This is a genomic window from Segniliparus rugosus ATCC BAA-974 (genome assembly GCF_000185725.2).
Classification (GTDB): domain Bacteria; phylum Actinomycetota; class Actinomycetes; order Mycobacteriales; family Mycobacteriaceae; genus Segniliparus; species Segniliparus rugosus.
The window spans coordinates 1,369,277-1,396,157 of sequence record NZ_KI391953.1 but is presented as its reverse complement, the minus strand read 5'-3'; the positions used below and the strand labels follow the sequence as shown (position 1 = coordinate 1,396,157).

The 26,881-nt window shown below is 66.7% G+C and carries 24 protein-coding genes; 15 read left to right on the top strand and 9 right to left on the bottom strand.

Going from position 1 to position 26,881, the window contains the following annotated elements:
- Positions 1 to 22: 22 nt before the first annotated feature.
- Positions 23 to 3,094 carry a UPF0182 family protein gene (locus HMPREF9336_RS06820; protein WP_021030255.1) on the bottom strand — a complete coding sequence of 1,024 codons (3,072 nt, stop codon included), beginning with the start codon at positions 3,092 to 3,094 and terminating at the stop codon, positions 23 to 25.
- A 99-nt stretch (positions 3,095 to 3,193) separates the two neighbouring features.
- Positions 3,194 to 4,288 (bottom strand): YlbL family protein, encoded by a 1,095-nt coding sequence (locus tag HMPREF9336_RS19175; protein ID WP_021030254.1) that lies wholly within the window; start codon positions 4,286 to 4,288, stop codon positions 3,194 to 3,196.
- Between the two features lie 108 nt (positions 4,289 to 4,396).
- Here HMPREF9336_RS19175 and HMPREF9336_RS06810 point away from each other — a divergent pair, with 108 nt between their 5' ends.
- The 4 genes from HMPREF9336_RS06810 (at position 4,397) to HMPREF9336_RS06795 (ending at position 8,664) form a co-directional block, all read left to right on the top strand.
- Positions 4,397 to 5,665, top strand: coding sequence for a zinc-dependent metalloprotease (locus HMPREF9336_RS06810; protein ID WP_007470309.1), 1,269 nt, complete (start codon positions 4,397 to 4,399; stop codon positions 5,663 to 5,665).
- Positions 5,666 to 5,767: 102 nt separating this feature from the next.
- Positions 5,768 to 6,760: a hypothetical protein gene (locus tag HMPREF9336_RS17440; protein WP_021030253.1), complete on the top strand. Its 993-nt coding sequence runs from the start codon at positions 5,768 to 5,770 to the stop codon at positions 6,758 to 6,760.
- Between the two features lie 21 nt (positions 6,761 to 6,781).
- On the top strand, positions 6,782 to 8,089 hold the full coding sequence (locus tag HMPREF9336_RS06800) for an ABC1 kinase family protein (RefSeq protein ID WP_007470306.1): 1,308 nt from the start codon (positions 6,782 to 6,784) through the stop codon (positions 8,087 to 8,089).
- Positions 8,068 to 8,664, top strand: a complete 597-nt coding sequence (locus HMPREF9336_RS06795; RefSeq protein ID WP_021030252.1) for an AAA family ATPase — start codon at positions 8,068 to 8,070, stop codon at positions 8,662 to 8,664. Before HMPREF9336_RS06800 ends, HMPREF9336_RS06795 begins: the two co-directional genes overlap by 22 nt.
- Before the next feature lie 35 nt (positions 8,665 to 8,699).
- Here the strand turns inward: HMPREF9336_RS06795 and HMPREF9336_RS06790 are convergent, their stop codons facing one another.
- The 3 genes from HMPREF9336_RS06790 to HMPREF9336_RS06780 form a co-directional block, all read right to left on the bottom strand.
- The gene (locus HMPREF9336_RS06790; protein WP_021030251.1) at positions 8,700 to 8,996 is read right to left on the bottom strand and encodes a WhiB family transcriptional regulator; all 297 of its coding nucleotides are present in this window, start codon (positions 8,994 to 8,996) and stop codon (positions 8,700 to 8,702) included.
- Between the two features lie 266 nt (positions 8,997 to 9,262).
- Positions 9,263 to 9,550, bottom strand: a complete 288-nt coding sequence (locus HMPREF9336_RS06785; protein ID WP_021030250.1) for a hypothetical protein — start codon at positions 9,548 to 9,550, stop codon at positions 9,263 to 9,265.
- A gap of 140 nt (positions 9,551 to 9,690) precedes the next feature.
- Positions 9,691 to 11,133, bottom strand: coding sequence for an ATP-dependent helicase (locus HMPREF9336_RS06780; RefSeq protein ID WP_021030249.1), 1,443 nt, complete (start codon positions 11,131 to 11,133; stop codon positions 9,691 to 9,693).
- A 160-nt stretch (positions 11,134 to 11,293) separates the two neighbouring features.
- On the opposite strand from HMPREF9336_RS06780, the gene HMPREF9336_RS06775 reads away from it, so the two are divergent.
- The 5 genes from HMPREF9336_RS06775 (at position 11,294) to HMPREF9336_RS06755 (ending at position 16,469) form a co-directional block, all read left to right on the top strand.
- The gene (locus HMPREF9336_RS06775) at positions 11,294 to 11,560 is read left to right on the top strand and encodes a mycoredoxin (RefSeq protein WP_040584675.1); all 267 of its coding nucleotides are present in this window, start codon (positions 11,294 to 11,296) and stop codon (positions 11,558 to 11,560) included.
- A gap of 60 nt (positions 11,561 to 11,620) precedes the next feature.
- Positions 11,621 to 12,868 carry a hypothetical protein gene (locus HMPREF9336_RS06770; RefSeq protein ID WP_007470293.1) on the top strand — a complete coding sequence of 416 codons (1,248 nt, stop codon included), beginning with the start codon at positions 11,621 to 11,623 and terminating at the stop codon, positions 12,866 to 12,868.
- A 380-nt stretch (positions 12,869 to 13,248) separates the two neighbouring features.
- Complete coding sequence (locus tag HMPREF9336_RS06765) at positions 13,249 to 14,016, top strand: TIM barrel protein (RefSeq protein ID WP_007470291.1); 768 nt, start codon at positions 13,249 to 13,251, stop codon at positions 14,014 to 14,016.
- A gap of 157 nt (positions 14,017 to 14,173) precedes the next feature.
- On the top strand, positions 14,174 to 15,313 hold the full coding sequence (locus HMPREF9336_RS06760) for a helix-turn-helix domain-containing protein (RefSeq protein WP_007470289.1): 1,140 nt from the start codon (positions 14,174 to 14,176) through the stop codon (positions 15,311 to 15,313).
- 79 nt (positions 15,314 to 15,392) lie between these two features.
- Positions 15,393 to 16,469 carry a helix-turn-helix domain-containing protein gene (locus tag HMPREF9336_RS06755; RefSeq protein WP_007470287.1) on the top strand — a complete coding sequence of 359 codons (1,077 nt, stop codon included), beginning with the start codon at positions 15,393 to 15,395 and terminating at the stop codon, positions 16,467 to 16,469.
- A 253-nt stretch (positions 16,470 to 16,722) separates the two neighbouring features.
- Here the strand turns inward: HMPREF9336_RS06755 and HMPREF9336_RS06750 are convergent, their stop codons facing one another.
- Both HMPREF9336_RS06750 and HMPREF9336_RS06745 read right to left on the bottom strand, forming a co-directional pair.
- Positions 16,723 to 17,874 carry an adenosine deaminase gene (locus tag HMPREF9336_RS06750; RefSeq protein ID WP_007470286.1) on the bottom strand — a complete coding sequence of 384 codons (1,152 nt, stop codon included), beginning with the start codon at positions 17,872 to 17,874 and terminating at the stop codon, positions 16,723 to 16,725.
- A gap of 37 nt (positions 17,875 to 17,911) precedes the next feature.
- Positions 17,912 to 19,198 (bottom strand): thymidine phosphorylase, encoded by a 1,287-nt coding sequence (locus tag HMPREF9336_RS06745; protein WP_021030247.1) that lies wholly within the window; start codon positions 19,196 to 19,198, stop codon positions 17,912 to 17,914.
- A 77-nt stretch (positions 19,199 to 19,275) separates the two neighbouring features.
- Here HMPREF9336_RS06745 and HMPREF9336_RS06740 point away from each other — a divergent pair, with 77 nt between their 5' ends.
- The gene (locus HMPREF9336_RS06740; RefSeq protein ID WP_007470280.1) at positions 19,276 to 19,653 is read left to right on the top strand and encodes a hypothetical protein; all 378 of its coding nucleotides are present in this window, start codon (positions 19,276 to 19,278) and stop codon (positions 19,651 to 19,653) included.
- Position 19,654: 1 nt separating this feature from the next.
- On the opposite strand, the gene HMPREF9336_RS06735 is transcribed toward HMPREF9336_RS06740, so the two are convergent.
- Positions 19,655 to 20,086, bottom strand: a complete 432-nt coding sequence (locus tag HMPREF9336_RS06735) for a cytidine deaminase (protein ID WP_341871970.1) — start codon at positions 20,084 to 20,086, stop codon at positions 19,655 to 19,657.
- Between the two features lie 211 nt (positions 20,087 to 20,297).
- Here HMPREF9336_RS06735 and sdhC point away from each other — a divergent pair, with 211 nt between their 5' ends.
- From sdhC to HMPREF9336_RS06710, 5 genes are all read left to right on the top strand, one after another.
- The gene (sdhC, locus tag HMPREF9336_RS06730; protein WP_007470276.1) at positions 20,298 to 20,675 is read left to right on the top strand and encodes a succinate dehydrogenase, cytochrome b556 subunit; all 378 of its coding nucleotides are present in this window, start codon (positions 20,298 to 20,300) and stop codon (positions 20,673 to 20,675) included.
- Positions 20,675 to 21,082 carry a succinate dehydrogenase hydrophobic membrane anchor subunit gene (locus HMPREF9336_RS06725; RefSeq protein ID WP_021030245.1) on the top strand — a complete coding sequence of 136 codons (408 nt, stop codon included), beginning with the start codon at positions 20,675 to 20,677 and terminating at the stop codon, positions 21,080 to 21,082. Before sdhC ends, HMPREF9336_RS06725 begins: the two co-directional genes overlap by 1 nt.
- Positions 21,083 to 21,120: 38 nt before the next feature.
- Positions 21,121 to 22,878 carry a succinate dehydrogenase flavoprotein subunit gene (gene sdhA, locus HMPREF9336_RS06720; protein ID WP_007470272.1) on the top strand — a complete coding sequence of 586 codons (1,758 nt, stop codon included), beginning with the start codon at positions 21,121 to 21,123 and terminating at the stop codon, positions 22,876 to 22,878.
- A complete protein-coding gene (locus HMPREF9336_RS06715) occupies positions 22,878 to 23,681 on the top strand; it encodes a succinate dehydrogenase iron-sulfur subunit (protein ID WP_007470270.1) in 804 nt (267 codons plus the stop codon). Before sdhA ends, HMPREF9336_RS06715 begins: the two co-directional genes overlap by 1 nt.
- A gap of 272 nt (positions 23,682 to 23,953) precedes the next feature.
- Positions 23,954 to 26,035: a solute carrier family 23 protein gene (locus tag HMPREF9336_RS06710; protein ID WP_007470268.1), complete on the top strand. Its 2,082-nt coding sequence runs from the start codon at positions 23,954 to 23,956 to the stop codon at positions 26,033 to 26,035.
- 361 nt (positions 26,036 to 26,396) lie between these two features.
- Here HMPREF9336_RS06710 and HMPREF9336_RS06705 read toward each other — a convergent pair whose 3' ends face one another.
- Complete coding sequence (locus HMPREF9336_RS06705; protein WP_021030243.1) at positions 26,397 to 26,825, bottom strand: hypothetical protein; 429 nt, start codon at positions 26,823 to 26,825, stop codon at positions 26,397 to 26,399.
- Positions 26,826 to 26,881 lie beyond the last annotated feature (56 nt).

Here is a 26,881-nt window from a genome sequence, read left to right as displayed (position 1 = left end):
CAGGGCCGCTATATTCCTGGAATTAGTTGGGGGCGAGGGCGAGGTCGCTCACCCCTTGCCGGAACGCGATGACCGCCGCCTGGTATTGCCGCACAGCGGCGCTGTAGTTCTCCATGGCCCTCTGCTGCGCCGCGAGCGCTTGGCCGATTCCGACGAAATCGCCGCTCTTCTGCGCCTCGCCGAGCTTGCCCTTCGCCGACTCCAACGCGCTTGTGGCGGAATCCAGCGCCTTCTGCGCGTTGTCCACGTCCTGGCTCAGCGCCTGCAGTCTGGCTTGCGCCTGCTGTTTCGTCTGCGAGGGCGCAGGGGGCTGCTGCGGCTGCACGGGCTCCTGCGCTGCGGGCGGCGGGTCCTGTTGCTGCTGCGGCGTGATGACCGCGCTCAGATCGATATCGATGCCCGCCTGTTTCAGCGCTCCCTGCAGGGCTTCCCCGAGCTTGGTCTCGAAGCCGATTTTATCGTCGAAGAACACGTACACGTTCGCCAGCGTCGGGAATGCCGACTCTTGGTTTTTCGCCTGGGTGTAGATGGGCTCGAGGTACAACAGGCCCCCGTCTCCGACCGGAACGGTGAGCAGGTTGCCGTAGCGGATGTCGGCCGAACCGAGCAAGGTGATCGCATTGTTCACCTGGGGGGACGTGCGGAGCCTGCCGTAGGCGTTGCTGGGTCCGGATGGTTTGCTGGTCAGCCTGCGCACGGTGATCGTGCCGTAGTCGTCCGGGTCGGACGCGACCGACAGGTACGCCGAAAGGTACGGCTGGCCCTGCGGCGTCATCACGGTGGTCAGCTGGAACGAAGCACGGCCAGGATGGTTGGGGTCGGTGGCCACGACGTAGTACGGCGGTTGGCTCGCCTGGTTCGCCAACTGGCCGGAGGCCTGCGTCGGATCGACCGGGATCGACCACTGCTCGCTCCCTTCGAAGAACGTGTCCGGCTTGTCCACGTGATACCGGGTGAGCAAAGCCCGCTGCACCTTGAAGAGGTCTTCCGGGTAGCGGAAATGCGCGGCCAATTCGGGGGTGATCTGGCTCTTCGCCTTCACCAGCCCGGGGAAGACCCCCATCCATGCCTTCAGCACAGGGTCTTTCTCGTCCTGCTGGTAGAGCGTGACCGTCCCGTCGTACGCGTCGACGGTGGCCTTCACAGAGTTGCGGATGTACGCGATTTGCCCGGAGAGCTGCTCCCGGCGGACGGCCGCGTTGCCGCCGGAGTCAAGCGAGTCCAGCGTCGCGTCGCGCAGCGAGACCGGTTTCGAGTACGGGAACTGAGCGAGGGTGGTGTAGCCGTCCACGATCCACTGGATGCGCCCGTCGACCACGGCGGGGTACGCCTTCTCGTCCAATGTGAGCCACGGGGCGACTTTGGCCACTCGCGTCCGGGGGTCGCGGATGAAAATCAATTTGGACTGCTCGGTGATCTGGTCCGAGCGCAGAAAGTTCAGCTCGCGGTACTTCACCATGAACGCGAGCCGGTTGAGCATGCTGGAGACCGGCACGCCGCCCCGCCCGTCGTACGAGAACGAGGGAGCCGGGGCGTCGGCGTCGTACTCCTGCGCGGGCCCGCCGACGATCGCGTAGTCCGCGTCGGTCGCGCCGATCAGCTCGCCGAAGTACACCCTCGGCTGGGTGACTCGCAGCGCCTCTGGGGTATTCGGATCCCCGATGTCGCTGGTGTCGCTCGACGTGAAGATCGGGAACCCGCCCTGGCTCGCGCCGTTGGCCTTCTGGTCCGCCCCGTCCTGCTGGTCTGCCCCGGTCACCTGGTTCGCGGGCGCGGCGACGAAACCGTTGCCGTGCGTGTAGACCATATGCTGGTTTTGCCAGCTGGTCTGAGGCCCGGTCAGGTTCGCCGTGGCGAGCTCGCGGACCGCGACGACGTAATCTCGTAGTTGGCCGTCCACCGTGTACCGGTCGAGCGCGAGCTGGCTCGGGAAACCGTAGAAGGTCTTCCTACGCTGTTGCTGCGTGAACGTCGGCGAAATCAGGTTCGGGTCGAGAATCCGCAGATTATTGAGGGTGTGCTTGTCCTCTTGCACGCTCTGCGCGAACTTGCTCTTGTCCTGCGGCGGAGCCCAGTCCTCGGTCTTGACGTATTGGCCGGTCAGATTGAACGCCTGCTGGGTGGCCTTGATGTTGCGCTCGATGTACTGGCGCTCGACCTCTTTGGCGTTCGGGGTCGCGGTGAGCCACTGCACCGTCGCGGGCCACGCCATGCCGACCAGAACCGACGAGAGCAGCATGAGCGCCGTGGCCAAAGCAGGGACGCGCAAGTCGCGCAGCACGATGGCGGAGAAGAACGCGGCGGCGCAGATCACCGCGATCGCGGTGAGGATGAGCTTGGCCGGAAGCACCGCCGTGATGTCGGTGTAGCTCGGGCCGTAGAACAACGCCTCTCGCCGCGTCGAGAACAGCAGCTCGTATTGGTCGAACCAATATCCGACCGCCTTGAGTAGGAAGAAGATCCCCGCGATAGTCGCCAGCTGCACGCGCGCGGCCCGGGTGAGCATGCTCGCGGAGCGGGAGGGGCGGATGCCGTCGAAGAGGTAGTGAGTGACCAGGTTCGCCACGAAGCAGACGACGGCGACGACTTCGAGCGTGTCGAGCACGAAGACGTAGAACGGCAGGTCGAAGACGTAGAAACTGATGTCGTAGTGGAACTGGGGGTCTTGGATCCCGAACGGGGCTCCGTGCAGGTAGAGCTCGATGATCGGCCAATTGGCCTGCATGAGGAAGCCCGCGAGCGCGCCGACGAGCAACGGCAGGCCGAACCCGAACAGCCGCACCGAGGTTTCGACCGCGGCCCGGTAGCGGGCGATGGGGCTCTCCACGGTGACCGGGATGAACATGGGCCGGCTGCGATACGCGAGCCAGAGGGAGACGAAGACCAGCCCTCCGACCAACGCGGTCGCCACGCAGAAGACGATCACCTTGACGCGAAGGACCGTGAAGAAGACCGAAGTCTGTCCCAGCTCGCGGAACCAGAGCCAGTCGGTGTAGGGGCCGACGAGTTTGAGCAGCAGGAAAACCACCGCCAGAAGGACGCCGACGATCGTCGACATCGCCCGGACGCGCCGGGGTACGGTCCGAGGGCTCATTCGCAGCCAGCCTGTGCAATCAGGTTCGTATCCACCACGCAGACCACTTTACGGAAACCCGCCGACAGCGAGGAGCCGGGATCTTCAAGGCTCCGATGATCAGCAGCTCGGGACGGGCTTGCCGTTCCTCAGATCCGCCAACTCCTGCACCGCGTCGTGCAGGGTCGCGACTCTCACGATCCGCAATCCCGGAGGAATGTCGGTCGCCGCCTCGGCGCAGTTCTCGGCGGGCACGAGGAAAACCGTCGCCCCGTCTCGCCGAGCGCCGAGCATTTTATGGGTGATCCCGCCGATCGGGCCGACCTTCCCCGCTGGGTCGATCGTCCCGGTGCCCGCGATGTCCTTGCCTCCGGTGAGATCGTCGGAGGTGAGCTTGTCGATCACGGCGAGGGCGAACATGAGCCCGCCGGACGGGCCGCCGATCTTGGCCGGCACCGCGATCTGGACCTGGAAAGGCGCGTCAGGGGCGAGCCGCATTTTTATCCCGATCCGGCCTTTGGCCGGGTCGTTCTCCGCAGAGGCGAGGACGACGCGCGCGACGCCCCGAGCCTCCCCCCGCTGATAGTCCACGTCCAGCTCGTCGCCCGGCTTATGCGCGCCGACCGCCTTGGCCACGTCCTCGAGCGTCTTGGCCTCCGCTCCCCCGACCGCGACCAGCCGATCGCCCGGCTGCAGTTTGCCGTCCGCCGGGGAGCCCGGCACGACCTGGGCCACCCGGACCTGCAGCGGGTACCCGAGCTCGCTGAGCGCGGCAGCCTCCGCGGCCTCCTCGGAGTTCGAGAAATCGGCCGCGTTCTCCTGCTCCACTTGGTCTCTCGGCTTGTCGGAGGGGTACACCTCTTCGCGCGGAACCAGCTCCTCCTCGCCGGAGAACCACAGGCTGAGGGCTTGGAACATATTGAGCTGGTCGGCGGCCGACACCGTCACCAGCCGGAGCTGGCCGCGCGTCGGGCTGGCCGGTTTGCCGACAACTGTGACGACCGGTTTGCCGGTGTCCTTGCCCGCGTCGTCGATCCCGTTGCCGAGCAAGTCCAACGTCGGTCCCGGTCCGAGCGCGACATAGGGCACTTCGAGAGAGCCCGCCACCACGAGCAGCGCGACGAAAGCGCACCCCGCCGAGAGCACGGCGACAATCCGTTGCAAAACGGGTCCCACGAGGAAACGAGCGGGCCGGTCATACTGCCCAATGGTCATTCGGCCACCGTATCAGGTTCGCCCTGGGCAGAACCACATCTGGAACAGAAAGGCGTACCCTGGAGCGATGACCGCGACGACGATTTCCAGCGCGCAGAGGGCGATCCAATGAGCAAGCCACCGTTCGGGTTCTCCGCGTGGGACGGATCCGACAGCCACGGAGAGGGCGGGCCTTTCGGGCGGTCCTCGGGCTTTGACCCGAGCGATATCGGAAAGCTGTTGTCCCAGCTGGGCGAGACCTTCAGCAAACTCGGCCAAGCCGCGAGCGGCGGCCCGGAAGCCCCGACCGTGGACTACCAAGAGGTCCTCAAGGGGGCGAAAAAGGCCGTCGGCAAGCACAAAGCGCCCGTCGAGGAGCGGCAGAAGGCCGTTGCGGAGGCGGTCCGCCTTGCCGAACTGTGGCTCGACGCGGCCACCGGCCTGCCCACCGGCGTCCACACGACGGCGGCGTGGTCGCCCTCGGATTGGCTCGACAACGTGATCGGCTCCTTCCAAGAGCTGTGCGATCCAGTCATCGAACGGATGGCCGGGGTCTGGCAGGACCGTCTGCCAGAGGAGGCCTCCCAGCTCCTCGGCCCGATGCTCGCGATGGTCTCCCGCCTCGGCGGGTTCGCCTTCGGCGAGCAGCTCGCGGGCGGTCTCGCCGAAATCGCGGGCGAAGTGCTCGCCTCGACCGAGATCGGGATGCCGCTCGGCCCGACCGGAGTCGCCGCCCTGGTGACCGACAACGTCGCCGAGTTCAGCGAAGGCCTCGCGCAGCCCGCGCAAGAAGTGCTGGTCTACCTCGCGGCTCGGGAGGCCGCGCATCACCGGCTGTTCAGCCATGCGCCCTGGCTGCAGCCGACCATGGTCGCGGCGTTCCGCAGCTACGCCCGAGGCATCGAAGTCAACCTGCCCGACATGGAATCCACCGCCCAGGAGCTCGATCTGGAGGCGTTGCAAGACCCGGAGCGGATGCGCGAGCTCTTCGACCCGGCCAAGTTCGAGCTTAAACCGACAGAGGAGCAGCTCCAGGCGCTTGCCCGGCTGGAGCATCTGCTCGCTGTCGTCGAGGGATGGGTCCGCACCGTCGTCACCGACGCGCTCGGCGACCGGCTGCCGAGCACGGCGGCCCTCGACGAGACGATCCGCCGTCGCGCGGGCGGCGCGAGCAGCGCGGAGAAGGCGTTCACCACGCTGCTCGGACTGCAATTGCGCCCCAAGAAGCTCAACGAGGCCGCAAAGCTCTGGCGCCAGGTGGGCGACAGCGTCGGGGTCGACGCGCGCGACAAGCTCTGGGAGCACCCGGACCTGCTGCCGACCCAGGAGGAGATCGACCATCCCGCGCGCGTTGTCGAGCGCATGATCGCCGAGAACGACGGGCCTCTCGCGCCGTAACGCCGAAGAGGCCCGGGGTTGTGCATAGCTTGTGGATAACCTGTGGACAGGTTGTGCACAGCGGATTCGACTTCGAGAGCCGTCGCTGACAGAGTGCGCAGCATGGCAACAACGTGCGGCAAATTCTCGACCAAAAACGATCCAAAAACTCCCCGCCCCCGCGTCCTATCGCGGCATTGCGCGCGCCAGATCCGGCTGCGGACCGGAATCGTCGCGTTCCCGTGCTCGGACGGGACCGTCCGAGTGGGCTGCTCCGAGCGGCGGTCGTTACGGCTGCGGCCTCCCGACTCGCTCGACCAAACGGGGTGCCTGACGCTGCTCTCGCTCCTTGAAGCGGGACAGACGGCAGCCCAGCTCCGGGACGCGGCGAAACTGCGCGGCGCGCGGCCTGAGGCCGCAGACGCGCTCGTCCGCCTCGTCCAGACGGCGGACCTGCTCGCGCCGAAGGAGCAGGCGCCTGCCCGCATCCATGTGCATGGATCGGGCCCGCTCGCAACCGGCTTGCAAAACGCGCTGCGGGAGGCCGGGGCAAGGGTGACCGCGACGCGGGAGACGCCGCTGCATCGGGACGTCCCCGAGCACAAACCCGAACTCGCCGTCCTCACCGACCGGATCGCGCCCGATCCCGCGATCGTCCACCAACTGCTGGTGGCGAAGATCCCCCACCTCCGGGTCCGACTGGTGGACGGCGACGGGCACATCGGGCCGCTCGTGCTCCCTGGGCGAACGGGGTGCCTTTGGTGCGAGCAGCAGCACGCGGCGGACGCGGACCCCTTCCGGTCGGAGCTGCTGCGCCGCCTCGGCTCCTGCTCGGGCCGTGCCGAGCCGAGGGTCGTCCGGGCCGTGCTCGCGCAGGCGGCGGTCGAGATCGACCACGCGCTGCAGTTCCTGCGCGGGACGGGCCAAAGCTCTGCGCCGCGGGCGCTCGGCTCCGTCGTCGAGATACGCCACGACGGCATGCTCGTCCCGCCGAGGCCGCAGTCGTCGCACCCGAATTGCCTGTTCCACAGCGCTTTGCCGCACCGGGCGCGCGAACTCGCCCCGGCTGATGCGGAGACTGCCCGGTATGAGATGTCTCACGATGCTCTCAGGTGAGAACTGTATGATCAAAGCCTAATGAACGACATCGCTCGTGGTAGCTTCCGAAGGACCACAAAGATCGCCTCTTTCGGGCTCGAGGTCGCGGGACGGGGTGTGCTCGGCTTCGGAAAACGGCTCGCGGGCAAAGACAAAGACGAGGTCAACGCCGAGCTGCTGCAGAAGTCCGCCGAACAGCTTTTCGCCGTGCTCGGGGAGCTCAAGGGCGGGGCGATGAAGATGGGCCAAGTGCTGTCGGTCTTTGAAGTCGCCGTCCCAGACGAGCTGGCCGAGCCGTTCCGGGAAGCACTCGCGAAGCTCCAGGACGAGGCTCCGCCCATGCCAGCGAAGAAAATCCACCAAGTGCTCGACCAGCAGCTCGGGACGAAATGGCGGGACCGGTTCCGGTCCTTCGAAGACGCGCCCGCCGCGTCCGCGAGCATCGGGCAGGTGCACCGGGGGGTGTGGTCGGACGGCCGTCCGGTCGCGATCAAAGTGCAGTATCCGGGGGCCGATCACGCCCTGCGCAGCGACTTCAAGACGATGCGGCGGCTCACCGGCGTCTTCAAAGCCGTCTCGCCGGGCACCGACTTCGAAGCCATCATGGACGAGATCGACGAACGGGTCGAGGAGGAGCTCGACTACCGGATCGAGGCGAGCAACCAACGTCTCTTCGCGAAGACTTTCGCGGGCGATCCCGAGTACGCCGTCCCCAAGATCGTGGCGAGCGCGCCGAAAGTGATCATCTCCGAGTGGGTCGACGGCGTCTCGCTGCGCAAGATCATCGCGAATGGCTCCCAGGCCGAACGGGACCACGCGGCGACCCAGCTGTGGGACTTCCAGTTCGCGGCGATGGCGCGCGCGAAGCTCTTGCACGGCGATCCGCATCCCGGCAACTTCATGTTCCTGCCGGACGGCCGGATGGTCGCGCTGGACTTCGGCACCTGCGCCCCGTACCCGGAAGGCGTCCCCGCCTGGTTCGGGAAAGCCATCGAGTTCAGCCTCGACGACGATTACGAAGGGGTCGTCCAGGTCATGCACGATCACGATTTCTTCCGGCCGGGGTACTCGGCGACCCCGGAAGAGGTCCGCACGTATCTGCTGCCGCTCTCCGACCCGTTGCACGCCGAAGCCTTCCACTTCACCCGGTCGTGGGTGCAGGAGACGACGAACCCTTACGCCGACGTCCGGGGGCAGAATTGGCAGACCGGCAGGCAGATGAACGCCCCGGCGAACCATCTCCTGCTGTTCCGCGTGCTCAGCAGTTGCGCCGCGATCAGCGCGCAGCTCGACGCCACCGTCCCGTTGCGCGACATCATCAAGAAATGGAATCCCTCCTGGACGTGACCGGGTCCGGCATGGAGGAGCCTCCCATGGGCGAGGCGGGCGGGAGAGTCATCGTCCTCACCGGCCCGCCCGGCGCGGGCAAAAGCACCGTTGGCGGACTGCTCGCCGACCGGTTCGCGCTGAGCGCGCATTTGGTCGCCGACGCGTTTTGGCACTTCATCCGCGCCGGTTACATCCTCCCCTACCTGCCCGAGGCGCACCGGCAGAACGAAATCGTCACCAGCATCTTGGCCGACGCGGCGTGCGGCTACGCCCGAGGCGGCTATTCGGTGGTCTACGACGGGATTGTCGGACCGTGGTTTTTAGCCGAGCTCCGCGAGAAAAGCGCGCAGGCCGGAACCGAGCTGCACTATGTCGTGCTTCGCCCGGCCGAGGCGACGGCCCTTGGCCGGGCCTCGGCCCGGACCGAGGCGCACGCGCTCACCGATCCAGAGCCGATCCGCGCGTTGCACCGGCAGTTCCGAGACCTCGGCCCCTTAGAGCCGCATGCGGTCGACTCCGACGGGCTCACCGCCGAGGAAACCGCCGCGCTGGTCTTCGAAGGCCTTGGCCGGGGCTCCTACCTGCTCAGGTAGGAGCCCCGGCCAAGGCGGGGCCGAGCGTGTCCGGTTCAGGCTCCAACAGCTTCGGCCACGACCTTCCTCGGCCGGCCGCGGGGACGCTTGCGGGCGATCACTTCGCCCTGCTGGAAGATCTCGCCGCCCCACACGCCCCACGGCTCGCCACGGCGCAGCGCCTCGGCGAGACAGGTCTCCCGGATCGGGCAATCCCCGCAGTACTGTTTGGCCAATTCGAGTTCGGCGGGCTCCTCCGCGAACCATAGGTCCGGATCGACCGCTTCCTGGCAAGGCAGGCCAGGGCCGACGGTGCGAGAAGCCAACGCCTCCAACGGAACAACTGCAAACATGATGAACTCCTTGAGCAAAAAATCTTGAAAACCGACGGCGCCGCGACTGACTGTGCCGAAACCAGAACCTGGGCCGAAAAGCAAAGGCGAAGGCCTGATCACGACGGATCTGAGAAGGAACACCGGTGAAAAAGGGGCACTGGACGCTGCGCGCTCATCGAGGCCGGGCAGACAATGCTGCGGGGCCCGAGACGGGCATTCGGCTCAGTGCGGCTGTGACAGAACCGCGGCCGACCGGAAAAGGCCGACGGCGGGGGACGCGGCTTCTAGACGCGCGCCGACGCGGCCGGCCGAAGGCGGCCGAGCGGCGGCACAAGGCGATGCTGGCCCTCATTGGCCAGCAGTCCAGACTGCGCCTCGAACACGCGCTCGTCGATCAATCGCTCGCCAATTGCCGCAATGATCGGAACACCCGCATGCTTGGGCATAGTGCGCGGCTCCAGCCAGGACCGATAGGTCAGGCCTTTCGCTCCGAACTGCTGGAAGTCCTTGAGGTTCCCCGTCCCGATCAGGGCAGCCTTCATCGCGAGCGTGCTCACAGCGATGTTGCTCATATCGGTCATACCTCCTACGGATTCGTCCAGCCTCGGTCTGCCATCAGGCCGCTGCCTTCGCATGCATCATGGAGACGAGAAAATCCAGTCCTCCACGACTTCTTCGCCTTCATTGTAACGAGCCGACAAAAAGAGCGCAATCATTTTTTGACCAGCTCTTTTGCCGAACCGGCCGGTTGTATTCGAGAGAGGAAGCGCGACGCTCGGGCGGCCCGGCCGCCGCTTTCGCGGCACCAGCTGAGCATGAGCCGCGTCCGAGCCCGTGTGATCCCGACGTACAGCAGTCGACGCTCCTCCGCCACGGCCTCAGGCCCCGCTGCTGCGGCCCACGCGACCGGCAAAACCCCTTCGACCAGGCCGACGAGGAAGACCGCCTCCCATTCCAGCCCTTTCGCCGCGTGCAAGGAGCACAACGAGACTCCATCCTCCCCGGTCGGGATCCCTTTCGCCCGCAACGCGCGCTCGAACCGCGCGGCATGAGTGTTGACCCGGAACAGCACCGCTATCTCGCGCGCGGAGGTGCCGCCTCGGATCAATTCGGCGACCTCCCGCGCCACCCCCGCAGCCTCGCCGAGCTCGTCCGCGTACTCCGCGAACCTAGGCGCGGGACCGTCAGGCACTTGGCCCTGCAGCTTGCCCGCGTCGCCAAGCAGCAAATTCGCCAAGCCGGTCACTTGCGCCGTGGAACGGTAGTCGCGGTCGAGCCGGAACGAGGCTGTCGCGGGGAATCTCCTGTCGAATTCGGTGAAGAACGTCGAACACGCCCCCGCGAACGAGTAAATGGTCTGATTGGGGTCGCCCACAGCGGTCACGTTGTCCCGAGCGCCCAGCCAGGTCATGAGCAGCTCGTACTGCAACGGGGTGATGTCTTGGAACTCGTCGACGAGGAAGCACCGCAGCCAGGAGCGCAGCTGGCCTGCCGCGTCCGCCGACGACCGCGCGACGCCGATCATCGCGAGCAGGACGTCGTCGAAGTCCAGCAGCCGCTCCGCCCCTTTTGCTTTCGCGCTCTCGTAGCGCTGATAGACCTCCGCGATCGCCTCGGGGCTCGACCTGATCGCCGGGCGGCGGGCGCGGGCGGCTTCGGGGTACTGCTCGGGCCCGATCAACGAGGCCTTCGCCCATTCGATCTCGCTCTGCGCCTCTTTGCGGTCGAATTCGCCCTCGGGGAGCCCCGCCGCGTCCGCCGCCCGCGCGATGAACGGCGCTTTGCGGTCGAGGATCCGCCATGGCCGCGATTCTGCCGGCCAGAAATAGGCCAGCTGTCGGGCGGCCGCGGCGTGGAAGGTGGACGTGCGCACCGATTCGAGCCCGAGCCCGCCCTCGACGAGCTGGTCGAGGGCGGTGAGACGGTCGCGCAGCTCCCCCGCCGCGCGGACCGTGAAACTCACCGCGAGCACCTCTTTCGGACGCACTTGCCCGGAGGCGACCAGATGCGCGATCCGCCGGGTGAGGACCCTGGTCTTCCCCGATCCGGCTCCCGCGACCACCCGGACCGGGCCGCGCGGCGCGACGACCACCGCGCGTTGGCGCTCGTCGAGGTCGGCGACGAGCGCTCGGCTCAGTTTGTTGGCCCGGGACATACGGCCATCATGCCAGCGCCCGCCGACATTCCCCGGCTCCTGCGCGACGATCCGCAGCTTCGCCGGCCCCCCGCCAGCGGGTGGCGCTCCCGTCCCGCACGCCGCCACCGCCTCCGGAGCCCAGGGGAATACCCTCGCGAACGCAGTGTTGAATAGACGTATGACGACTACGGCTGAGCCTCGATTCACCATGTACACCACCACTTGGTGCGGTTATTGCCGCAGGCTCAAGGTCCAGCTGGACCAGGCGCAGATCCCGTTCGCCGAGGTGGACATCGAGCAGGACCCTGAGGCCGCCGCGTTCGTCCGCTCCGTGAACGGCGGCAACCAGACCGTGCCGACAGTGCGCTTCCCCGACGACACCGCGCTCACCAACCCCCCGTTGGCCAAGATCAAAGAGAAATTGGCCGAAACAGACAACGCCTAGCTCTCGGCGTTGGGCGACGAAGCGAGCCCGCCCGCCGAACGGCTTGCTAGGCTGTCGCCTATGGCAGATATCGTCCCCATTTCCCTCGGCCTCACTGAGGGCGACGTGTACACCCTTTGGGCTCCGCGTTGGCAGGAGGGCGACGACGAGTGGGAGGCGTTCCTCGGCAAGGACGAGGATCTCTACGTTTTCCCGACCGTCGCGGCGCTCGTCGCGTTCGTGCGGTCGGAGAGCGACCACGACCTGGCGGACCATCCCAGCTGGCAGGCTCTGGCAAGCCTCACGGCGGACGACTTCGTCCCGTCGGAGGACCGCGTGTTCGACCTGGTGAGCCTGCCCGACCTCGTCGCGGAGGACCCGACCGACGAGTCCCTGGCCGAGGTCGGGGACATCTTCGAACTCACAAGCAGCATCGGCGAGGTGTGCGAGGTGGGCGCGGTGGACAAGTTTTTCACCAAGCACCCGGTGTTGTCGCTGGGCTACACCAACGCCAGGGATTATCAGAGCAGGGAGGGGCAACGGCTCTGGTCGGTCGTCGGCAGGGCCGTCGAGCAGGATTGGGACAAAGTCCTTGACGCGCTCGACGAGCTGGTCAGCACCCCCGAAGTCGACGAAGCCTCGGTCGCCGAAGTAGAAGAGGAGCTTGCCGCCGCCGCGCTCGCGCAAGAGAACGAGGAACTCGACGATCTCGAGGACGAGGACGAGGAACTCGAAGACGAGGAGGACGAGCTCGACGAAGACGAGGAGCTCGACGAAGACGAGGACCTCTGGGCCGAGATCGGCATCGACCCGATCAAAATCGTCACCACGGCAGGCGATCTGTACACGTTGCGCTGCTACATGGACGACGAGCCCGTTTTCCTCGGCAGGGACGGGTCGATCTACGTCTTCGGCTCGGGCCGGTCGCTGCTGCGCTATCTCGCCGACGACCACGAGCACGAACTCGCCGAAGTCTCCACCTACGGCCGGTTGCGCCTCGCCGTGCTCGACGGTTTCGCCGACGTCGACGTGGCGGAGGAGAACATCTATATCCTCACCGGCATCGCCGAGGACCTCGAAGACGGCCCCGACGCGGTCGACCGCGACCAGCTCGACCTCGCCGTCGAGCTTTTCACCGACGCGGCGGACTTCGCTGGCGACGTGAACGTCGAGAAGGAACTCTCCCCCTCGGCCACGCTCGGCAGGCTCGTGACGCACATCCTCGACCCGAAAGACGGCAGGCTCGCCCCGAGCCCTCCGTACGACGCGGAAGCTGGCGCGTGGAAGGCGCTGGAATTGCAGTTCGAGGCGCGATTGAGCCGCCGCTAGGCGGTATCGGCCGCTCCGAAGCTCCAGACCGCGAGCGCCGCCTTTCCGGGCGGCGCTCGCGGTCGTTCACGCTCCGCTTCCAACGCCGCGCGGACAGAAGCCCGCCTTGCCCGCGCAAGGACCGGCCCCTCCGCGCGAGTGGCCCCGCTGGCGGCGCAGCTTTGCCTAACCTATGTGACCAGCGGAGATGCGAAAATTTTGTGACTCATTTCCTATTGCGGCCACAGCGGAGCCTGCCTACAGTCAAGGCATCGGAGAATACCGACGTGACCGTCCGGACGTTTCTCGTCTCCGCGCAGCAGAGAGGACTTCGCTATGCGCAATACGGTGTCCCGCGTTCCCCTCCTCCGCCGATTCTTTGATCCCGTTCGCAGTCGCGCATGACGATTCCCGTCGCGGTCCCGCAGTGGCGCATCGACCCCGACCGCGAGAAAGCGGCGTTGGACGCGCTCGCCGCAGGAGCCGACCAGCTATACCTCGACTTCGGCGGCGCGCGCCGAGGCGCACGGCTCGACGAGCCCGGCCAGCTGGCGGCGGCCCTCGACCTCGCCCAGATCATGGCCATCCCCGTTCTCGCCGTCCATGGCGTCGACGACATCGGCTTCGCCGATCCCTCGGCGACGGCCCTCCTTGAAGCGGCGTTCGACTGCGCGCTGGCGCTCGGGGTCCGCACGCTTTACGTGCCTGGGTTCCGCAAAAGCTCCCCCGACTCTCCCGAACGTCTCGCCCAAGCCCGAACAGCACTCGTCAGGATCTGCGAGCGGGCTCGGGGCTCCCCTGTGACGATCGCGTACGCGTCGGCGCTGGGCGCGGAAGAAAGCGTCGCGCTCGCCCGAGCGGTGGACCGCCCCGAACTTCGGGTCGTCCTCGACATCGGAGCACTGATCGAGGCCGGCCACAACCCCGAGGAGTTCGCGGAAGTCGTGCGCCGCGCGGAGCTTTTGCTGCCCGACGTCCACGCGCAGGACCCGGCCTCAGCCCCAGGACGAGCCATCGCCCTCCTCCCCGCGCTGGTCTCGCGGGGAGTCGTCGGCTCTGTGCTTGTGGCCAACGATTACCTCGCTCATCCGAGACTGCTGCGCTCGGATATCGAGCGGTGCAGGAGCCTCGGAGCCCGCCGCTCGAGAACAATACGGCTCCCCTATTGAGTAGTGACAATCCTGACAAAGCCGCAGTTCATCGGCGGCCCACACGTCATTCGTCCGCGTAGTGGTATAATTCACTTCTGAGAACTCGGGGAGCCCGCCCCGTGCTCCATCGGCGAAAGCGCCCTGAGGATCCTACGGCTGAAAGGATTCCCCGCCGGTGTTCACGCTGCAAGGCAAGAGAGTCGCTCTGCCGAGGTCGCAGGCTGAGACACAGGCCGTTTCCAACCTCCCGCAGGATGCGGCAGACGCTTCGGCGGCCCTCGTGCTTTTGCAGGACGAGCTCAGGCGGCTGCGCCTCGAGGCCGGCCAACCGAGCTTGCGCGCCATCGCCAAAGACGTCGGCTGGAGCCACGCCACCATCGCCCGAGCCTTCACCGGCGCAAACGCCCCCAAATGGGATCTCGTCGAAGCCCTCGCCGCACACCTGGACGGCAACCCCGACCACATCCGAACCCTCTGGATCGCCAGCATGGGCGCAAAACCACGCCCCGAGCCCGCGCCCGAAACCGTCGCGCAGTCCGTCCAGCCCGCCACAGCGCGATTCCCCACCGCCAGCGTCGCCGCGGCGATTTGCGCGCTCCTCGTGGTCGTCATAGTCCGCGATTTCGCCCCTGGCGACATGCGCCGCAACGAGCGCATCACGGGCGTGGCCCAGCTCTTGTTCGTCGCGACGGCGGCGCTGCTGTGGTGGCGAGTGGCCCTGAGACAACGCCGCAGAGAAAACCTGGCCGTCGCGCTCTGCCTCTCCGGATGGTCGCTCATCGCCGCACGAGACGCTTCCACGGCTATGCTCGGAGTGCCACCGCACGCGTCGCCGACCTTGACCGATCTCGTGGTCACCTATCTGCCGAACATCTGCCTGATCGCGTTCTTGCTCGTCTCCCTGCCCAAGACGCTGCGGCGGACGGCCGTCGCGGCCACAGCCTGTCTCATCCCCGTCGGATCTGTCGTCTTCATGATCCTGTACGCCCAGGCAGCAGCGTTCTCCCAAGAAGCCCAGATCGGGTTCGCGATCTACTCGGCGACGCATGTGGCGGCCTGCCTCCTCGTCCTCCTCGTCTCACTGCTCAAAAAAACCTGGACCTGGGCACTCGTGCTGGCAGGCTGCTGCGTGCTGATCGCGGTGGACCTTTTGTTCGCGTTCCTCGTCTCCGCGCGCCCGGACGGCACCGTCCCCGTCGGAGCCGCCGCAGGATTGCTCGTGTGCCCGTTAATCCTGATCGTGGCCGCCCAATGCGCCGTGCTTGAGACGGCAGAGGACGATGATCTTGCTCGCAGTGCCGTGGTGTTAGAATGATCTCCTGAGAACTCGGGGAACTCGCCCCCAGGTTCCACCGGCGGCAGCCCCGAGAATCCCTCGCTCGAAAGGATCTTCCGTGGTGTTCGCGCCACAGCGCGACGAGGCAGACGCTTCGGCGGCCCTCGTGCTTTTGCAGGACGAGCTCAGGCGGCTGCGCCTCGAGGCCGGCCAACCGAGCTTGCGCGCCATCGCCAAAGACGTCGGCTGGAGCCACGCCACCATCGCCCGAGCCTTCACCGGCGCAAACGCCCCCAAATGGGATCTCGTCGAAGCCCTCGCCGCACACCTGGACGGCAACCCCGACCACATCCGAACCCTCTGGATCGCCAGCATGGGCGCAAAACCCCGCCCCGAGCCCGCGCCCCATTCCTCCAGCCCCGCCCGCGCGCCGTTTCCCGTGATCGGGGCCATAGCGGCGATTTGCGCGCTCCTTATCGTGATCGTGCTCCGAGACCTCGCCCCGGAAGCCGTTCTCCGCAACGAGCGCATCACGGGCGTGGCCCAGCTTTTGTTCGTCGCGACGGCGGCGCTGCTGTGGTGGCGCGTGGCCCTGAGACAACGCCGCAGAGAAAACCTGGCCGTCGCGCTCTGCCTCTCCGGATGGCTCGTCGCGGCGGCGTGGCAGGTCATCGCCGCCGCGCCTTGGAAACTCCCACCGACGCTCCCGCCGGTGATCGATATCGTGGTCACGTTCCTGCCGAGCACATGCTTTGTCGTGCTGACGACAGCCTCTCTCCCTCGGCGGCAACGCAAAGCGACCCTCCTCGTCCTGGCTGTCACCGCGCCGATCTGCTTCGCGCTGTTCCTGCTCTCTTTGCGCCACGCGGAGCTTTCCGCCGGAGTCACATTCGGATATGCGGCCCTCTCCACGCTGTACGCGGCAAGCTTCTTGCTCTCCGTCCGCATCGCGCTGCTCAAAAAGAACTGGACGTGGACTCTTCTGCTGGCCGGAGTCATTGTCGTGGTCGTGACGGATCTCATGATGGTGTATTTCGTGGCGACGCGCCCCAACCAGACGATCCCCATCGGAGCCGTCATCGGGTTGCTCGTGTGCCCGCTGGTCATGAGCGTCGCCGCTCGCTGCGCGGCGCTCGAAGCGACGACGGAAGCGGACACGCCTGCCGCTGCCGCAGGGCCCGGACAATCGCGCTGAGCGGGGCGCTCACCTGCCCCGCCGCCTGGCACATTTTGTCTCAGCGCCTCAAAAAAGTGTATCAACCAGCGAAAACGCCTTGACTTAGAAATCACTTCTGTTGGAAGCTCGTTGTGCGGCGAGTCGAGGTTCCCGCATCGAGCGACGCACGAGACGCACATTTCGAGGGGTCTTCTCGTGAACTCTCTGCGGGATTTCCGACCCGGGCAGCGCGTTGCCCGGGTCGGGGCTCACCCCGTCCCTCGACCGCCGATCACATCACCCTGGTCGGCCCCTCGCCCCAGTCCGCGAGCACGTCGTAGCCGGGGACGATGACCTCTTCGATGAGCTTCTTGCGCTCCGGGTAATGCACGAAAGCGCAACGGGCCGCGTTCACCGTGAGTTTGCGGACGTCTTCGATCGTCAAGCCCAACGCCTCCACGCAACGGTGCGCCTCCTCGCCTGGGCTCGCGTCGCCCAGCAACCGCGAGTCGGTGTTGAGCGTGGCACGGAACCCGAGCCGCAAAAGCGTCTTGATGGGGTGCTCGGCGAGACTGCCGACCGCCCCGGTCTGCACATTCGAAGTCGGGCACAGCTCCAGGCCGATCCGCCGGTCGCGGAGCGTGTGGGCGGTCAGGCCCAGTTTCGCGGTGGACAGGTCCTCGGGGTCGGGGATCTCGATGTCTTCCATGATCCGCACGCCGTGGCCGATCCTGCTCGTCCCGCAGACCGCGACTGCCTCTTTGATCGACGGCGGGCCGAACGCCTCCCCCGCGTGGATGGTGAACGGGACGTTCGCCTTGCGCAAGTACTCGAACGCCGCCAGGTGTTTGGCGGGGGGGAAGCCGTCCTCGGGGCCCGCGATGTCGAAACCCACCACGCCTTTGTCCCTGAACCGCACCGCGAGCTGCGCCACCTCGAAAGAAAGGTTCGCCTGGCGCATCGCGCAGACCAAGGAGCGGGCGATGATCGTCTTGCCGAGCGCCGCCGCCTCCCGCTCCCCTTCCGCGAGGCCGACGACGATCGCCTCCTGCGCCTCGTCGAGGCTGAGCCCGTCGCGCAACGACAGCTCCGGGGCGTAGCGCAGCTCGGCGTACACGACACCGTCGTTCGCGAGGTCCACCACCGCCTCGCGGGCGATCCGCCGCAGCGCCTCGGCGGTTTGGAGCACGGCGACGGTGTGGTCGTAGACCTCCAAGTAACGCACGAGCGATCCGCTGAACGCGGCCTCGTGGAAATAGTGCGACAGCGCGGCCTCGTCCTGCTCCGGCAAGCCCCGGTACCCCGCCTCGTCGGCGAGCTCCAAGAGGGTCTGCGGGCGCAGCCCGCCGTCGAGATGGTCGTGCAGCAGGACTTTCGGAGCCCGCTTGATGGTGTCGAGATCTGGCCTGTCGTGCCTGGTGAGCGTCTTCGCAGAAACCGTCATAGCCCGACGTTACCTCGTCTTGATGACGTTTGTGCGGTCAATCGACTCGGTCGAGGATGAGGGCAGGCGCGGAGAATTCGGCAGACGGATCGGCGATGGCGAAACTCTCGGCCAGCAGGCCTCTCGCCCGGTCGAAACGTCCCTTGTCGTCGGCGAGCATCGTCGCCAGCGGCTCCCCAGCCTCGACCAGATCGCCGGGTCGTTTCGCGAGGAGGACCCCGGCCCCGAAGGACACCGGGTCGCCTTGGCGCTCCCGGCCCGCGCCGAGCCGCCACGCGGCGACCCCGATCCCGCGCGCGTCCGCCGCGACCACCCTGCCGGATCGCGGCGCGAGGACCGTCTCCTGGTGCGCGGCCTTCGGCAACGGCGCGTCGGGGTCGCCGCCTTGCGCGCGGACCATCGCCCGCCACGCCTCGTACGCCGCGCCGGAGTCCAGCGCCGCGCGCGGGTCCGCGTCGATCCCGGCGAGCCGCAGCATCTCCTCGGCGAGGACCAGCGTGAGCTCCCGAACATCCGAGGGTCCGCCGCCACGCAGCACGTCGACGGACTCGGCGACTTCGACAGCGTTGCCCACGGCGAATCCGAGCGGTGTGTCCATACCGGTCAGCAGCGCCGTGGTCCGCACGCCCGCGTCCGTCCCGATGGCCACCATCGTCTCGGCCAGCTCCCGCGCCCGCGCCGCGTCGCGCATGAACGCCCCGGACCCGACTTTGACGTCCAGCACCAGTGCCCCGGTCCCCTCTGCGATCTTCTTGCTCATGATGGAGCTGGCGATCAGGGGGATCGACTCGACGGTGCCGGTCACGTCCCTCAGGGCGTAGAGCCGCCGGTCGGCAGGGGCGAGATCGCTCGAAGCGGCCGCGACCACCCCGCCGATCTGCTCCAGCTGCGCCGTGAAAGCCTCTGGCGAGAGGAACGGCGACCAGCCGGGGATGGACTCCAGCTTGTCCAGCGTGCCCCCGGTGTGCCCGAGCCCCCTGCCGGACAGCTGCGGCACCGCCGCGCCGCAGGCCGCGACGAGCGGCGTGAGCGGCAAGGTGATCTTGTCCCCGACCCCGCCGGTGGAGTGCTTGTCCACGGTCGGCCTGCTCAGCCCCGACAGATCCAAGCGCTCCCCGGAGTCGATCATCGCCTGGGTCCAGCGCACCAGCTCCCGACGATCGAGGCCATTGAGGAACACCGCCATCGCCAGGGCCGCCATCTGCTCGTCAGCGACTTTGCCCTGTGCGAAATTCGAGATCGTCCAGTCGATCTGGCCGTCGGTGAGCGCGTTGCCGTCTCGTTTTGCCGCGATGATGGAGACCGCGTCGAACACATCCGTCATGCCACCACCATCGCATGCCTTGCCCGACGGTCTCATCGGCGGTAGGATCGACCCATGATCACGGGGGTGAGTTTGTGATGAAAATCTTTCTTGCAGCACTGGCCGCAGCGATGCTCGCGACCGGCAACCCGGCGACATCGGCGGCCTCCACCCGCGAAGTCCGATACGTCATGCGCGCCGACGGTCCCTGGCAGGCCCGCATTGTGTACCACGTCGACCGGACCGAGCCCGACTCTGGCGGAAGCAACGTCGAGAACGTGTGGCTCGACCCCGAGCACTCCTGGGAAACCACCCTCACCATGGAAGACCCCTACAACTGGGCGGGGGTGCACGTCACCGGCCTGTCCTATCTGGTGCCGCACCCTGTTTTCCATTGCGAGATCTGGGTCGACGGCACACTCGCTGATCACAGCCTCGAGCCCTGCGCGCTCCTCCCAGGCCCCCCGTTCACCTGAGTCAGGACTCCCCGCTTCTTCCCATGGTCAATTCGCTCGCGAACGCGTGCGGCAAGAGCTCCCGCAACGGGATCGGGCCGTCCGCGTGGTCCACGAGCATCTCCGGTCCGCCGTGCTCGTAGAGCAGCTGACGGCATCTGCCGCACGGCATGAGCGGAGCCCCTTGCCCGTCGCAACACGCCATCGCGAGGAGCCTGCCGCCGCCGCTGAGCGCCAGGGCTCCGACGAGTCCGCACTCGGCGCAGAGGGAAAGCCCGAGTGAGACGTTCTCCACATTGCATCCGGCGACAACACGGCCGTCGTTGACGAGCCCGGCCGCTCCGACTGGAAAATGAGAATACGGAGCGTATGCGCTCAGCATGGCCTCTTTCGCCTTTTCACGGAGGGTTTCCCAATTGATTTCCAGCACGCTCGCCGCATCCTTTCTCGTCATTAGTAAACATTGTTGGAACTTGATCAGCGAGCCGGTCGAATTTGGATAGGCAAACCTTATTATTACGCCCGGTCTTCTCACTCGCAGGGACTCATGGTTTCCAACCCTTCTGCGAGGTCTAGAGTCACCAGTATCAGCTCCGTTCCAACGGCCCCGACGGCGGGACCGCGAGTTACGAGATGGAGGCACAAATGCGCAACAAGGAGATGCCATGGCAGTGAGCACCCGGTCGCTCTACCGCGGCGATCCTGGCATGTGGTCATGGGTCTTGCACCGTTTCACCGGCGTGGCCATTTTCTTCTTCCTCTTCGTCCACGTCCTGGACACCGCGATCATCCAGATCAGCCCGAACCTCTACGACGAGGTGATCGGGACGTACAAGACCCCGCTGTTCGGGATCCTTGAGATCGGGCTCTTCGGCGCGGTGCTCTTCCACGCGCTCAACGGACTGCGCGTGGTGCTCGTGGACTTCTGGTCCAAAGGCCCCCGCTACCAGCGGACCATGCTCTGGGCGGTCGGAGCCGTGTGGCTCGCCGTCTTCGCCGTCGCCGGCGGGATCATGTTCTACATCCTGGTGAGGAACATCTGATGACCGCGACCTTGAACCCTCCCACCGTCCCCGCCCCTGCGGCGAAGAAGCGTTCCGGCTGGCGGCACTTCGAGCGGCACGCTTGGTTTTTCATGCGGATCTCCGGGGTCGCCCTGGTGTTCCTCGCCCTCGGCCACATGCTCATCATGCTCACCATCACTCCGGACGGCGTGCACCGCGTGAGCTCGACATTCGTCGCCGAGCGCTGGCATCAGCCGTTCTGGCGCGGCTGGGATCTGATCATGCTGTGGCTCGCGGAGCTGCACGGCACCAACGGCGTGCGGGTCGTCATCGACGATTACGCCCGCAAGCCCGCGACCCGGCTCGTCCTTCGGACCATCCTCGCACTATCCGCCATCATCACCCTGGTCGCAGGCAGCTACGCGCTGATCGCGTTCCCCGCCTGATCGCCGCCACGGAGCATTTTTCGGAAGAAAGGAGCGTCATGACGACTCACAACCATGAGTACGACGTGGTGATCGTCGGCGCGGGCGGAGCGGGTATGCGCGCTGCCATCGAAGCCGGGCCGAGAGCGCGCACCGCCGTGCTCACCAAGCTGTACCCCACCCGCAGCCACACCGGAGCCGCCCAGGGCGGCATGTGCGCCGCCCTCGCGAACGTCGAAGAGGACAACTGGGAGTGGCACACCTTCGACACCGTCAAGGGCGGCGATTACCTCGCCGACCAGGACGCGGTGGAGATCATGTGCAAGGAGGCCATCGACGCGGTCATCGACCTCGAGAAGATGGGCCTGCCGTTCAACCGCACCCCCGAGGGCAAGATCGACCAGCGCCGCTTCGGCGGGCACACCCGCGACCACGGCAAAGCCCCCGTCCGCCGTGCCTGTTACGCGGCCGACCGCACCGGCCACATGATCTTGCAGACCCTGTACCAGAACTGCGTGAAGCACAACATCGAGTTCTACAACGAGTTCTACGTGCTCGACGTGGTGCTCACCGAGACCGCCGACGGGCCGGTCGCCACCGGCGTCGTCGCCTACGAGCTCGCCACCGGCGACCTGCACGTCTTCCACGCCAAAGCGATCGTGTTCGCCACCGGCGGCTCGGGCCGCATGTTCAAGACCACCTCGAACGCGCACACCCTGACCGGGGACGGGATGGGCGTCGTGTTCCGCCGCGGCCTGCCGCTGGAGGACATGGAGTTCCATCAGTTCCACCCCACCGGCCTCGCGGGCCTCGGCATCCTCATCTCCGAGGCGGTCCGGGGCGAGGGCGGGATCCTGCGCAACGTCGACGGCGAGCGGTTCATGGAGCGCTACGCCCCCACCATCAAGGACCTCGCGCCGCGCGACATCGTGGCCCGGTCCATGGTGCTCGAGGTGCTCGAGGGCCGAGGCGCTGGCCCCAACAAGGACTACGTGTACATCGACGTCACCCATATCCCCGAGAGCGTGCTCGACGAGAAGCTGCCGGACATCATGGAGTTCTCCCGCACCTACCTCGGCGTCGACCCGGTCAAAGAGCCGGTGCCGGTGTTCCCGACCTGCCACTACGTCATGGGCGGCATCCCGACGAACGTCGAGGGCCAGGTGCTGCGCAACAACACCGACATCGTCCCCGGGCTGTACGCGGCCGGCGAGTGCGCCTGCGTCTCGGTGCACGGGGCGAACCGGCTCGGCACGAACTCCCTCTTGGACATCAACGTCTTCGGCCGCCGCGCCGGGATCGCCGCCGCGGAGTACGCCGCGACGGTCGACTTCACCCCGATGCCCGAGGCCCCGGAGTCGATGGTGCGGGACTGGATGGCGGGCATCCTCTCCGAGCACGGCTCCGAGCGCGTCGCCGACATCCGCGCCACGCTGCAGAAGTCCATGGACGAGAACGCCTCGGTGTTCCGCACCGAGGAGACGCTCAAACAGGCGCTCACCGACATCCACGTCCTCAAGCAGCGCTACGAGCACATCACCGTCACCGACAAGGGCAAGCGCTACAACAGCGACCTGCTCGAAGCCGTGGAGCTCGGCTTCCTCTTGGAGCTCGCCGAGGTGACCGTGATCGGGGCGCTCGCCCGCAAGGAGTCCCGAGGCGGCCACGCACGGGAGGACTACCCCAACCGCGACGACGTGAACTTCAAGCGCCACACCATGGCGTACAAGGAAGGCTCCGGGCTGAGCTCGGAGATCCGTTTGGACTACAAACCGGTCGTTGAGACCCGTTACGAGCCGATGGAGCGCAAGTACTGATGACCTCCGCACAGACAGAAGCCCCGATCTCCGAGTACACGCCTCCTGCGGACGGCGTGCTCGAGCCCCCGGTGCCGGAGGGCTCGACCATAGTCACCGTGCGCATCATGCGCACCAACCCCGAGGACCCCGCCGCGAACGGCTGGCAGGACTTCCTCGTCCCCGCGCTGCCGACGGACCGGGTGCTCAACCTCCTGCTCTACATCAAGGGCTACCTGGACGGCACGCTCACCTTCCGCCGCTCCTGCGCGCACGGAGTCTGCGGCTCCGACGCGATCCGGCTCAACGGCGTGAACCGCCTGGCCTGCAAGGTGCTGATGAAAGACCTGCTGCGCAAGGACGGGAAGCCCGTGGTGCTCACCGTCGAGCCGATCCGGGGCCTGCCGGTGGAGAAGGACCTCATCGTCGACATGGAGCCCTTCTTCGACGCCTACCGCTCGGTGAAGCCCTTCTTGATCAACGAGTCCCCCGCGCCGGAGAAGGAGCGGCTGCAGAGCGCCGAGGAGCGCCACCGCTTCGACGACACGACCAAGTGCATCCTCTGCGCCTGCTGCACCACGTCCTGCCCGGTGTTCTGGACCGAGGGCAAGTACCACGGCCCCGCAGCTATCGTGAACGCGCACCGCTTCATCTTCGACAGCCGCGACCAGGCCGGGGCCGAACGCATGGAGATCCTCAACGACGAGTACGGGGTGTGGCGCTGCCGCACGACGTTCAACTGCACGGACGCGTGCCCGCGCGGCATCCAGGTCACCAAGGCCATCCAAGAGGTCAAGCGAGCCGTCCTCTTCAACGCGAAGTAGCGCAGGAACTCGGAACAAGCATCGAGGCGGGCACGTTGCCCGTGCTGCGCCGGAGTCCTCGGAGACGACAGCGAGAGAAGCGTCTTCGACGCGGCGGAGCCGAGGGCGACGCGCAAAGCTTCATGGCCCGCAGCGCCGAGACATCCTCTTGACGGTGGAAAGCCACACCACAGGACGCGCCTTGCGATCCTCTTCTGTCAACACTATGTGAATTCCTCGTATTCACGCGAATTTTCCCTGCACACACGGTGTTCATCATCGATACTGTGGCCATGGTTTCGGCTCAGGTCGCTCCCCCAGCCCCATCGCTGAAGGGATCCGCGCCGAACCGTCCCGTCCATCCCGTCGACGAGGTGCTTCCCTTCCAGCAGCTGGCCGTTTACGGCTGCCAGCATGTGCTCGCCTTCTACGCGGGAGCGGTCCTGGTGCCGATCCTCGTCGCGAACGCGCTGGGGCTGACCCAGGCGCAGCTTATCCACCTTATCAACGCGGACCTGTTCACCTGCGGCATCGCGTCTTTGATCCAGGCGGTCGGGTTCGGCAGGAAATGGTTCCGCTTCGGCATCAGGCTGCCCCTCTTGCAAGGCGTCACCTTCACCGCCGTGAGCCCGATGATCGCCATCGGAACCGCTGTCATCGCCCAAGGCGGAGAGCCGGTCGACGGGCTGCTCACGATCTACGGCTCGGTCATCGTCGCGGGGCTCTTCGCCATCGTGGTCGCGCCGTTTTTCGCGCGGCTGCTGCGTTATTTCCCGCCTGTGGTCACCGGCTCGATCATCCTGATCATCGGCATCGCGTTGATCCCCGTCGCGGCGGGCGACATCACCTATGGCGCGATCATCGGGCAGAACGGCTTCTACATCGACCCGGCTACCGGCGCTGCCGCGCACGCGGCGGGGCTCGACTACGCCGTCCGCAATCCGGGCCTGCTCCTTCGCAACCTCGCCTACGCCTTCGGGACGCTCGCCCTCGTGCTGCTGGTCCAGCGCCTCTCCCGAGGCTTCCTGCAAACCATCGCGGTGTTGATCGGCCTCGTCACGGGCACCGCGATGGCGTTCGCACTCGGCGACGCGAATGTGGGGGATATCGCCTCGACGCCGTGGTTCGGCGTGGTCACTCCGCTGTCCTTCGGCGTTCCGGCGTTCTCCCTCACCGCCATCACGTCCATGGCCGTCGTCATGTTGATCACCATGGTCGAGACGACCGGCGACAGTTACGCGACCGGCGAGATCGTCGGCAAACGAATCCGCCCCGACGACATCGCAGCGGCCATTCGCGCCGACGGCCTCGCCACGGCCCTCGGCGGCTTCTTCAACTCGTTCCCGTACACGGCGTTCGCCGAGAACGTCGGGCTCGTCCGGCTGACCAGGGTCAAGAGCCGCTGGGTGGTCGCCTCGGCGGCCGGGATCATGATCGTCCTCGGCCTGTTGCCGAAAGCCGGATCGGTCGTGGCCAGCGTCCCGCATCCCGTGCTCGGCGGGGCCGCGCTCGCGCTCTTCGCCGCAGTGGCCGTCGCGGGCGTGCAAACTTTGCAGAAAGTGGACTTCACCGACCACCGCAACGGCATCATCGTCGGCACGACGCTCGGCGCGGCAGGGCTCATCACCGCGTTCGGCGCGATCTCCTCCGCGTTCCCGCGCTGGGCCCAGATCTTCTTCGGCTCCGGCATCACCTTCGGCGCGCTCGCCGCGATCCTGCTCAACCTGCTCTTCTTCCACACGGGCGGGCACGGGCCCGGCGTCGCGGGCCGTCCCGGCCATGGCCTGATCACGCTCGACCAAGCCAACACGATGGGCGCTGAGGAGTTCAACCGCGCCTTCGGCGACATCTTCCAAGGACAGGATTGGCTCCTCGAGCGCAGCAGGGCGCAACGCCCGTTCGCAGACGTCCTCGCGTTGCGCGGCGCGTTCCAGGACGCCTTGCTCTCCTCCTCAGAAGAGGAGCAGCTCGCCCTCCTGCGGTCCTTCCCTGAGCTGGCCAGCGCGGACGACACTGGCCACCGGGGGCAGCTCCCACGAGTTCTGCGAGCGGGAGATTACGCGCTCGACCACGCCGAGCGGGGCCTCGGCTCGGTGGACAACGAGTTGTACACCGACCTGGGGACGCTCACCGCCGCCTACCACGAGCGGTTCGGCTTCCCGCTCATCGTCTGCGCACGCGACGTCGAGCGCTACGAGCGCGTCGTCTCAGGCGGTTGGTCGCGAATGGCCAACTCGCAGATCGCCGAGCGCGTGTTCGCCCTCATGGAGGTCACGAAAATCTTCAACTACCGGTTCGACGACAAGATCGCCGAAGCCAACCCGATCGCGGCAACGCGCCAACAACTCGCGGCAGAGCCCATTCCCCTGAGCTGAACGACGTTCGTTGAAGCAGCTCAGCCCGGCATGTGCGCCAAAGAGGACTTCGGGCCCGCGCATTCGCCGACGGACGGGAGCCGTCCTCTGCCGAGATTGTCTCGCCCGCGTCGGACGTGATCGTGCAATACAGGAACATCCGCGCCAGCGGGTCCGCCTTGGCGTCCTCCGGCTCGACCACGGCAATGAGGCCCGCTGTCTTCGGGTCGCCGATGGGGACCGTCACCGACCACGGCCCGACGATTTTGCGGACAACCCCGGTGTTGGCGGAGTTATCCCGGAAGTAGCAGAAGAGCGGCACGTGATCGCATTGGGAGTTCCTTCGAGTCGATCTGGCGGGCTCGCCTGAAACAAGCGCTCGTCACGAGCCCTCAGGCATCTTCTCCCGAGCCTTCGGCCCCATGCACTGGGCGATGAGGCCGTCCTCCTCATCGATCACCTTGCCATTGAACGTGATCTTGCAGCTCACGTGCGGAGCGACGCCGAACGCGCGGTCCCCGCTCTCGTGGTACACGAAGAGCACCGCCCAGTCCGCGCTGCCCAGCGGCACCGTCTTCGTCCACGACCCGTCCGTCTTCTCGGTCCCCGAGAGCTTGTCGAGGTTTTCCGGGGTGGGCTGGAAGCCCGGCCACGCGGAGCCTTTGGTGTATTTGACAGTGGCGGTCATACCGTCATCGACGGACACCTCGTAAGTCACTCCGCCTGCGGCTTCGCTGGTCGGAGACGCGTAGACCGCAGACGCGGCCATTGCCGCCGCGCCGAGGAGCTGACATGCTTTCGTCGCGCGCATCGCCCGACCCTCCATATTCTGCCGGAAGCCCGACATCGCACAACCCACTGAACGCA

Excerpts from the sequence above, each read along its gene's own strand:
- HMPREF9336_RS06820 (WP_021030255.1), bottom strand. The coding sequence starts at position 3,094 with ATGAGCCCTCGGACCGTACCCCGGCGCGTCCGGGCGATGTCGACGATC.
- HMPREF9336_RS19175 (WP_021030254.1), bottom strand. The coding sequence starts at position 4,288 with ATGACCATTGGGCAGTATGACCGGCCCGCTCGTTTCCTCGTGGGACCC.
- HMPREF9336_RS06810 (WP_007470309.1), top strand. The coding sequence starts at position 4,397 with ATGAGCAAGCCACCGTTCGGGTTCTCCGCGTGGGACGGATCCGACAGC.
- HMPREF9336_RS17440 (WP_021030253.1), top strand. The coding sequence starts at position 5,768 with ATGGCAACAACGTGCGGCAAATTCTCGACCAAAAACGATCCAAAAACT.
- HMPREF9336_RS06800 (WP_007470306.1), top strand. The coding sequence starts at position 6,782 with ATGAACGACATCGCTCGTGGTAGCTTCCGAAGGACCACAAAGATCGCC.
- HMPREF9336_RS06795 (WP_021030252.1), top strand. The coding sequence starts at position 8,068 with ATGGAATCCCTCCTGGACGTGACCGGGTCCGGCATGGAGGAGCCTCCC.
- HMPREF9336_RS06790 (WP_021030251.1), bottom strand. The coding sequence starts at position 8,996 with ATGTTTGCAGTTGTTCCGTTGGAGGCGTTGGCTTCTCGCACCGTCGGC.
- HMPREF9336_RS06785 (WP_021030250.1), bottom strand. The coding sequence starts at position 9,550 with ATGAGCAACATCGCTGTGAGCACGCTCGCGATGAAGGCTGCCCTGATC.
- HMPREF9336_RS06780 (WP_021030249.1), bottom strand. The coding sequence starts at position 11,133 with ATGTCCCGGGCCAACAAACTGAGCCGAGCGCTCGTCGCCGACCTCGAC.
- HMPREF9336_RS06775 (WP_040584675.1), top strand. The coding sequence starts at position 11,294 with ATGACGACTACGGCTGAGCCTCGATTCACCATGTACACCACCACTTGG.
- HMPREF9336_RS06770 (WP_007470293.1), top strand. The coding sequence starts at position 11,621 with ATGGCAGATATCGTCCCCATTTCCCTCGGCCTCACTGAGGGCGACGTG.
- HMPREF9336_RS06765 (WP_007470291.1), top strand. The coding sequence starts at position 13,249 with ATGACGATTCCCGTCGCGGTCCCGCAGTGGCGCATCGACCCCGACCGC.
- HMPREF9336_RS06750 (WP_007470286.1), bottom strand. The coding sequence starts at position 17,874 with ATGACGGTTTCTGCGAAGACGCTCACCAGGCACGACAGGCCAGATCTC.
- HMPREF9336_RS06745 (WP_021030247.1), bottom strand. The coding sequence starts at position 19,198 with ATGACGGATGTGTTCGACGCGGTCTCCATCATCGCGGCAAAACGAGAC.
- HMPREF9336_RS06740 (WP_007470280.1), top strand. The coding sequence starts at position 19,276 with ATGAAAATCTTTCTTGCAGCACTGGCCGCAGCGATGCTCGCGACCGGC.
- HMPREF9336_RS06735 (WP_341871970.1), bottom strand. The coding sequence starts at position 20,086 with ATGACGAGAAAGGATGCGGCGAGCGTGCTGGAAATCAATTGGGAAACC.
- sdhC (WP_007470276.1), top strand. The coding sequence starts at position 20,298 with ATGGCAGTGAGCACCCGGTCGCTCTACCGCGGCGATCCTGGCATGTGG.
- HMPREF9336_RS06725 (WP_021030245.1), top strand. The coding sequence starts at position 20,675 with ATGACCGCGACCTTGAACCCTCCCACCGTCCCCGCCCCTGCGGCGAAG.
- sdhA (WP_007470272.1), top strand. The coding sequence starts at position 21,121 with ATGACGACTCACAACCATGAGTACGACGTGGTGATCGTCGGCGCGGGC.
- HMPREF9336_RS06715 (WP_007470270.1), top strand. The coding sequence starts at position 22,878 with ATGACCTCCGCACAGACAGAAGCCCCGATCTCCGAGTACACGCCTCCT.
- HMPREF9336_RS06710 (WP_007470268.1), top strand. The coding sequence starts at position 23,954 with ATGGTTTCGGCTCAGGTCGCTCCCCCAGCCCCATCGCTGAAGGGATCC.
- HMPREF9336_RS06705 (WP_021030243.1), bottom strand. The coding sequence starts at position 26,825 with ATGCGCGCGACGAAAGCATGTCAGCTCCTCGGCGCGGCGGCAATGGCC.